This window comes from Paenibacillus gorillae, assembly GCF_000513275.1.
In the GTDB taxonomy this organism is placed as follows: domain Bacteria; phylum Bacillota; class Bacilli; order Paenibacillales; family Paenibacillaceae; genus Pristimantibacillus; species Pristimantibacillus gorillae.
Genome location: NZ_CBVJ010000066.1, coordinates 1 through 6,567 on the forward strand (window position 1 = coordinate 1; position 6,567 = coordinate 6,567).

Sequence of the window (6,567 nt, forward strand, 5' to 3'; positions counted from 1 at the left end):
CTTTTACATTTTGAGGCCGTTTTGGGGCTGTTTAGGGCGAATCAAAATGTATTATTGCATTTTGTCGCGGCTTACCCGATTGAAAATTCCATATAATTGAAAATCCAATACTACTCCCTATTGAAAAACAGTCCCTTAGAAACGAAAGAGAAACCCGGCATTTGTTGCATATCGTAGCTTTCTCTTTCGTTACCTTATATTAAATGTTACTTGTCTTTAGAAGCTGAAACTGCGACTGCAACGGGGTCAAGTTACGATGATGGTATCTGTAACAATGCAGCTACACTACCAGTGTGGCAGCTATAGGTGCAGCTATTGCTGCTATTGCTGCTATTGCTGCTATTGCTGCTATTGCTGCTATTGCTGCTATTGCTGCTATTGCTGCTATTGCAGCTGTAGCTGCAGCATCTCTAGCTGCAACTGCAACTTCAGCTATGTCAACATCAGCCGCCCTGGCGTTCCTTCAACAATGCAGTCAATTCATTTCGGTGCGTGTACAGTAGGATGACGAAGTTTCCGAACCATACCCATAGAACAGCTGGAGCAAACGCTCTGGCGACCAAATATACGGAGAGCAGCAGCATACCGCTGACTACCTGCAGGCCATCCGCACGCGAAGACAACGTATTCGATCTCGACAACAGACGGCTGGCCGCTGCCAGCAACGCCAAGATAACGGCATAAGCCAACGCGCCTTCGAAGCTGGTTAAGGCAGTCCAGACGCCAAATGTAACAGCAATTGCCTTGCCTCCCTTGCCTCTAAGAAACGGACTAAACGCATGACCCAGAATAGGCGCGAGTGCAAGCGGAATGAGCGCATACCCTTCTCCATAACCACTTTCAATAATCAAGAACAGCGGCACAAAGCCTTTCAGAAAATCCAGCAGCACGCCGGCAATGCCAAGCCTGTAGCCAGAAGCCTTCCACAAATTCAAAGCGCCCGGGTTGCCGTCGCCAACCGCTTTCAAGTTTTTTTTGCCCGCAAGCCCCAGCCAATAAGAGAACATGAGCGCACCCGACAGAAACGAACAGACCGTCAACAAGATGATCATTGCTCCCGTCGGCCCCCTACCCGGATCTTCCTCCCCTTCCATCTCACATGGCCGAGAAATACGAACTGGTAAGCCGAATACAGCATGACGGCAATGAAGAACAAAGCAGCAATGACATGCAGCACCGGAATGACGAGGCCAAATTTACCCACATATTTTTTAAAATAGATGAATTGGAGCATGTACAGCAAATATCCTGCCAGCAGCGGGATAAACCATGAGGTGCCGATAGCGAAAAACACCGCTTCCGACACAAGCAGCCCTACCACCCAGATGGCGATCGGAATAATCGTCCATGGGCTCAGCCTCGAAGTGCTTAATATCGCTCCTTTGCTGAAGCCCTCGATTTCGCTTTGAATACCTTGCGGGTACATGCGGAATGAGACGAGGTCATAGCCGATAAAATTAGTGACCGCTATCCCAGCCTCAATAAACTTCGAGCCGATCAGCAGATCGTCCAACACTTCGGTTCTGACGCTGGCGTGGCCGTTGATTCGCTCATAATCTTCCCTCAAGGCCAGTATGCAAGAGCCATACAGCCCTTTTTGCGGATTGGTCCGCTCAAATTTCGACGTAAACGCAAATATGCCCAGCACATTCATGACTAGAGCAAGCTTCTCGTACCCCTTCTCCGTATGATGAAACGGAACGACCGATACGACGCCGCCCGCCCGTTCCCTCGCCTTCAACAACGCATCGAGCGCATGGGGAGCCAAACGGATATCCGCATCCAGAAAAGCGAACGCATCGCCCGTTGCATTCAAATAACCATTCCATACCGCCCAGCTTTTGCCGGTCCAGCCCGAGGGAAGAGTGCTGCCGGCGATGACTTTTACACCGTAACTTTCCGCTATTTCCTTCGTCCGGTCCTCCGAGAAGTCGTCTACCACGATAATCTCGTAAGGGGGGACGGTTTGTGATTGAAGGGATTGGAGCAAATGAGGCAAATTACAGGCTTCGTTTCTTGCCGGGATAATGACGGACAACTTCATATTTCCTCGGTAAGGCTCAAGCTCGGGGTCGAGTGGCAATGTGTGTTTTTTGAACAAAAAAAATCCGGAGAGACAGCCGACCGACACTAGAATAATAATCCACATGTTCTGATCCCCCTTCTACTTTCTATCTATATGAGGGATGGAACCATATTATTTTGGTGCCGGCGCTTGCTCCGGATTTAAAGTTTGCTTGCTTTTATTTTGTAAAAGATACTTCGATTTGCACGATCTCTGAACGAGAGCCGATGCGGATCGGCGGCCCCCAGAAGCCATACCCCGAGGAGACGATGGAATGCAGCTGGGCCTTTTGCAGATAGCCCCAATCATTCTCGAACAGCCTTTGAGTAATAAGGTTGCCCGGCGCAATTTGCCCATGATGCGTATGTCCCGACACGACCAGATCGACGCCCTGACGCTGCGCGATGTCAAAGCCTAACGGCTGATGATCCAGCATAAACACCGAGCGGGATTCATCCATTCCGCGGGTCAGATCAGCCAGCTCGGACCGCCCCTTGTCACTTGCATCCTTGCGGCCGATAATAGTCAGCCAGTCCCCTACAGTGACGACTTCGTCGTAAAGCACCTGCATCCCGCTCTCTTCCAGAAGGTCAATTAATTCAGTCATTTCACCGTTGAATTTATCATGGTTGCCTAACGATGCATACACACCATAAGGCGCTTCAATTTCTGCCAAAATACCGCCGATACCCTTCTTCTTGTACGGCACAATATCGTCGTCGATTATGTCACCGGGAAATAATACGATGTCCGGCTTCAGCGCATTAATCTCTTTCACCATGCGAATAGCATGGTTCTTGCCCGATAAATAGCCAAAGTGCATATCAGAAGCCATCACGATGTTCAGCTTGCCGCTCTCCGGCCCTTTTTTATCAATCGCAATGGAATAGGCGCGAACGGTTGGACTATAAGCTTGAAAGCTGCCATACCCCATAAGAAAAGCCAGCACAACCAGTGTCACGATACCCGCCCACTTCTGTACCTTATGGCGCGGCAGCCGGGTGAGCCGCGACAGCCATACGATGAGGTGAACGATCGGCAGCAGCATGACGAGCAGGCTGAACAAGGCCAGCCAATAGTTGCCGATCACATTCAGAATGACGGAGCCTCCGAACACTCTGGCGAGAATAAAGGAGCTTGCCAGAAAGATCAGCGCAGCCCCATAAATGAACCGGAATCGGCGCGACCAGGAAGGCTTCATCCAGGACCAGCCGCTCCAGCCGATATAAAACACGATGAGTCCATATAACACTAGAAATAAAATGCCGATTGCAATAAACATCGTTGTCCTCCTTATTAAGGCTACTGCAAGTATAACATTTAATAGCGCTTGTCCGAAAATTTAGGGGACCCCGCATAGAGGGCATACAGTCCTATTTTTCACAAAAAAATAATATTAGGGTAGACACAAACAATTTCGATATGATAAATTCTTGTTACAATCATCAACATTCAACAAATGGAAGGCAGAAGTAACTTGGCTGATCCCGCGGTGCAAAGACCCCGTCCGTCATCAACTGAATTGCTTTTTTTGTTACCGCTAAAGTTAAAGCGCTTAAATATTATTTGCTTGATCCTATTTTTTTACAGCAAAAGTTTAAGCGCTTTAATTTATAAAAATGCAATTCATGAAGGGAGGGCCGCGACAGAGGTCAAGTTCAGTTCCAACCTAATAAAAGGAGGAATTTCATTTTGAAACAATCGAACCGCAGCAAATCAAAAAAGTTTGGTGTTGCTCTTCTCTGTCTCACAATGCTTGTCACACTGCTCGGCGCTCCCGCTCCGTTCCAGAACAAGGCTCACGCCGCTGGTGAATTGAAGCCTTTCCCGCAGCAGGTCAGCTATCCAGGGATCATTAAGCCTAATCATGTCACGCAAGCCGCTATGAATAGTTCGGTCGCAAGCTACTATGACTACTGGAAAGGGAAGTATGTGAAAAACAACTTGTCCTCCCTGCCTGGCGGTTACTATGTAAAAGGCGATATTACCGGCAGCGCCGAAGGCTTTACCCCGCTCGGCACCTCCGAAGGTCAAGGCTACGGCATGGTGATTACCGTATTGATGGCCGGCTACGATGCCAATGCCAAAACGATCTATGACGGCATGTTCAAAACCGCCAGAGCGTTCAAAAGCTCGACCAACTCCAACCTGATGGGCTGGGTGGTAGCGGACAGCAGCGCTGCCCAAGGACACTTCTCCTCGGCTACAGACGGCGACTTGGATATTGCCTACTCTCTCATTCTTGCAGATCGCCAGTGGGGTTCTGCCGGAACGATCAACTACTTAGAAGAAGCCAAAAAAATGATTACGAACGGCATTAAAGCGAGCAACGTAACGACGAACAACAGGCTGAACCTGGGTGACTGGGATTCGAAAAGTGCCTTGAATACGCGTCCTTCCGACTGGATGCTCTCTCATCTCAGAGCCTTCCATGAAGTAACAGGGGATCAAACGTGGTTGAATGTCATTAACAATCTGTACAGTGTATACACCCAGTTTTCGAACACCTACTCTTCCACTACAGGGCTGATCTCCGACTTCGTAGTCGACAATCCGCCTAAGCCGGCTCCGCAAAACTACTTGGATGAGTTTCCGGAAACGAATCAATACTTCTACAATGCCAGCCGTGTTCCGCTGCGGATCGTTATGGACTACGCCTTGTACGGCGACACTCGCGGACGGGATATCGCGAACAAAATGGCGGTATGGATTAAAGGCAATACGGGCGGAACTCCCGGCAACATTAAAGACGGCTATCAGTTGAACGGAACAGCGAGCGGCAGCTACGCGACGGCCGTATTCGTATCGCCTTTTATCTCAGCAGCTACTACTAACACCGCCCATCAGGCTTGGGTCAACTCCGGCTGGGACTGGATGAAGAATAAGAAGGAATCCTACTTCAGCGACTCCTTCAACCTGTTGAACATGCTCTTTATCTCGGGCAACTGGTGGAAACCAACTGTCGGCAGCACTCCAACTGATACACAAGCGCCTACTGCACCGTCCAGCCTGACTGCAACAGCTGTCTCCGGCAGCCAAATTAACTTAAGCTGGACGGCATCGACCGACAATGTGGGAGTAACGGGTTATCGCGTATTCCGCGGCAGCACACAAGTCGGAACGCCCTCGGGCACAACGTACAGCGATACAGGCTTAACTGCTTCGACAGCCTACAGCTATACCGTCAAAGCGATTGACGCGGCTGGCAATCTTTCGCCAAACAGTAATACGGCAACAGCGACGACTACCTCAGGTACGTCTACCGGCACCAATCTTGCATTGAACAAAACCGCAGTTGCCAGTTCAATCGAAGGAACCGGATATGAAGCCAATAAAGCGACAGACGGCAATTCGTCGACAAGATGGGCTAGCAATGAAGGCAGCAACAATGAATGGATTTATGTCGATCTCGGATCAACCAAAAGCGTCAACCGGGTTAAATTAAACTGGGAGGCTGCTTACGGCAAAAGCTATAAAATCCAAGTATCCAACAACACCTCCACATGGACGGACGCCTACTCCACAACGACCGGTGACGGCGGAATCGACGATCTGACGTTTGCGGCAAAAAGCGGACAATACGTCCGGGTGCTTTGCTCGGCCAGAGGAACGGCATACGGCTATTCCCTCTATGACTTTGAAGTATACGGCTCTTAATTCATAGGAATTGGCGAAAATAACTGAAAGGCGGTGCCGGGAGTTTATCCCTGCACCGCCTTGTCTTTTATTACCTTACTGTAATCAATGAATTATTTCCCGTTTTGGGACAACAGCTTCAAAATCAGCGTAACCGCTTCAGCCCTTGTCGCGCTTGCGTTAGGAGCAAACCGGTTCTGGCCTACACCTTCAATATAGCCCGCTTTGTAAGCTGCGGCTACGTAAGGGACTGCCCATGCTGGTACTTGACCCGCATCAGCGAAAGATAGCGAAGCGTTTGGCTCAATTTTCAGGCCAGCCGCACGTACGATAATGACTGCCATTTCGGCACGCGAGATTTGATCGTTCGCGCGGAACGTACCGTCGGCATAGCCTCCGATAAGTCCCAGCTCAACCGCCTTCGCAATCGTTTCCTGTGCCCATTGCGGAATAGCGCCTTGATCGTTGAATGTGCTGTTTTTTCCAGCCGCAGGCAGATCTAATGCCCGTGCCAGCATCGTAATGAACTCCGCGCGAGTCGTCTTGTTATCCGGACGGAATTTGCCGTCCGCATAGCCGTTTACGAATCCTTTATCGATCGCCCGCTCGATGCCAGACTCCGCCCAGTGGCTGCCGATATCACTCAGTACCGGCTTAGGCTCAGTTGTACCGCCACCGTTACCCGGATTCGTACCGCCTCCGTTACCCGGATTCGTACCGCCTCCATTGCCCGGATTCGTTCCGCCTCCATTGCCCGGATTCGTTCCGCCTCCATTGCCCGGATTCGTTCCGCCTCCATTGCCCGGATTCGTTCCGCCTCCGTTGCCCGGATTCGTTCCGCCTCCGTTGCCCGGATTCGTTCCGCC

General features: G+C 50.3%; 5 protein-coding genes and 1 pseudogene. 2 read left to right on the forward strand and 4 right to left on the reverse strand.

Features of this window, described 5'->3' with window-relative positions; genetic code table 11:
• Nucleotides 1-443: 443 nt before the first annotated feature.
• The 3 genes from TY10_RS10915 to TY10_RS10925 all read right to left on the reverse strand — a co-directional run bounded on the left by TY10_RS10915 (nucleotide 444) and on the right by TY10_RS10925 (nucleotide 3,347).
• The gene (locus TY10_RS10915; RefSeq protein ID WP_042163196.1) at nucleotides 444-1,052 is read right to left on the reverse strand and encodes a glycerol-3-phosphate acyltransferase; all 609 of its coding nucleotides are present in this window, start codon (nucleotides 1,050-1,052) and stop codon (nucleotides 444-446) included.
• On the reverse strand, nucleotides 1,049-2,149 hold the full coding sequence (locus TY10_RS10920) for a glycosyltransferase (RefSeq protein ID WP_042163198.1): 1,101 nt from the start codon (nucleotides 2,147-2,149) through the stop codon (nucleotides 1,049-1,051). The genes TY10_RS10915 and TY10_RS10920 overlap by 4 nt, the downstream gene beginning before the upstream one ends.
• A 94-nt stretch (nucleotides 2,150-2,243) precedes the next feature.
• The gene (locus TY10_RS10925; RefSeq protein ID WP_042163200.1) at nucleotides 2,244-3,347 is read right to left on the reverse strand and encodes a metallophosphoesterase; all 1,104 of its coding nucleotides are present in this window, start codon (nucleotides 3,345-3,347) and stop codon (nucleotides 2,244-2,246) included.
• A 521-nt stretch (nucleotides 3,348-3,868) separates the two neighbouring features.
• Here TY10_RS10925 and TY10_RS31475 point away from each other — a divergent pair.
• Nucleotides 3,869-5,023, forward strand: a pseudogene (locus tag TY10_RS31475) (family 8 glycosyl hydrolase); the annotation flags it as partial.
• 51 nt (nucleotides 5,024-5,074) lie between these two features.
• Nucleotides 5,075-5,722, forward strand: a complete 648-nt coding sequence (locus tag TY10_RS31480; protein WP_272945285.1) for a galactose-binding domain-containing protein — start codon at nucleotides 5,075-5,077, stop codon at nucleotides 5,720-5,722.
• Nucleotides 5,723-5,814: 92 nt separating this feature from the next.
• On the opposite strand, the gene TY10_RS10935 is transcribed toward TY10_RS31480, so the two are convergent.
• Nucleotides 5,815-6,567, reverse strand: a 753-nt coding sequence (locus TY10_RS10935; RefSeq protein WP_162160597.1) for an S-layer homology domain-containing protein, incomplete at its 5' end; no start/stop codon positions are given.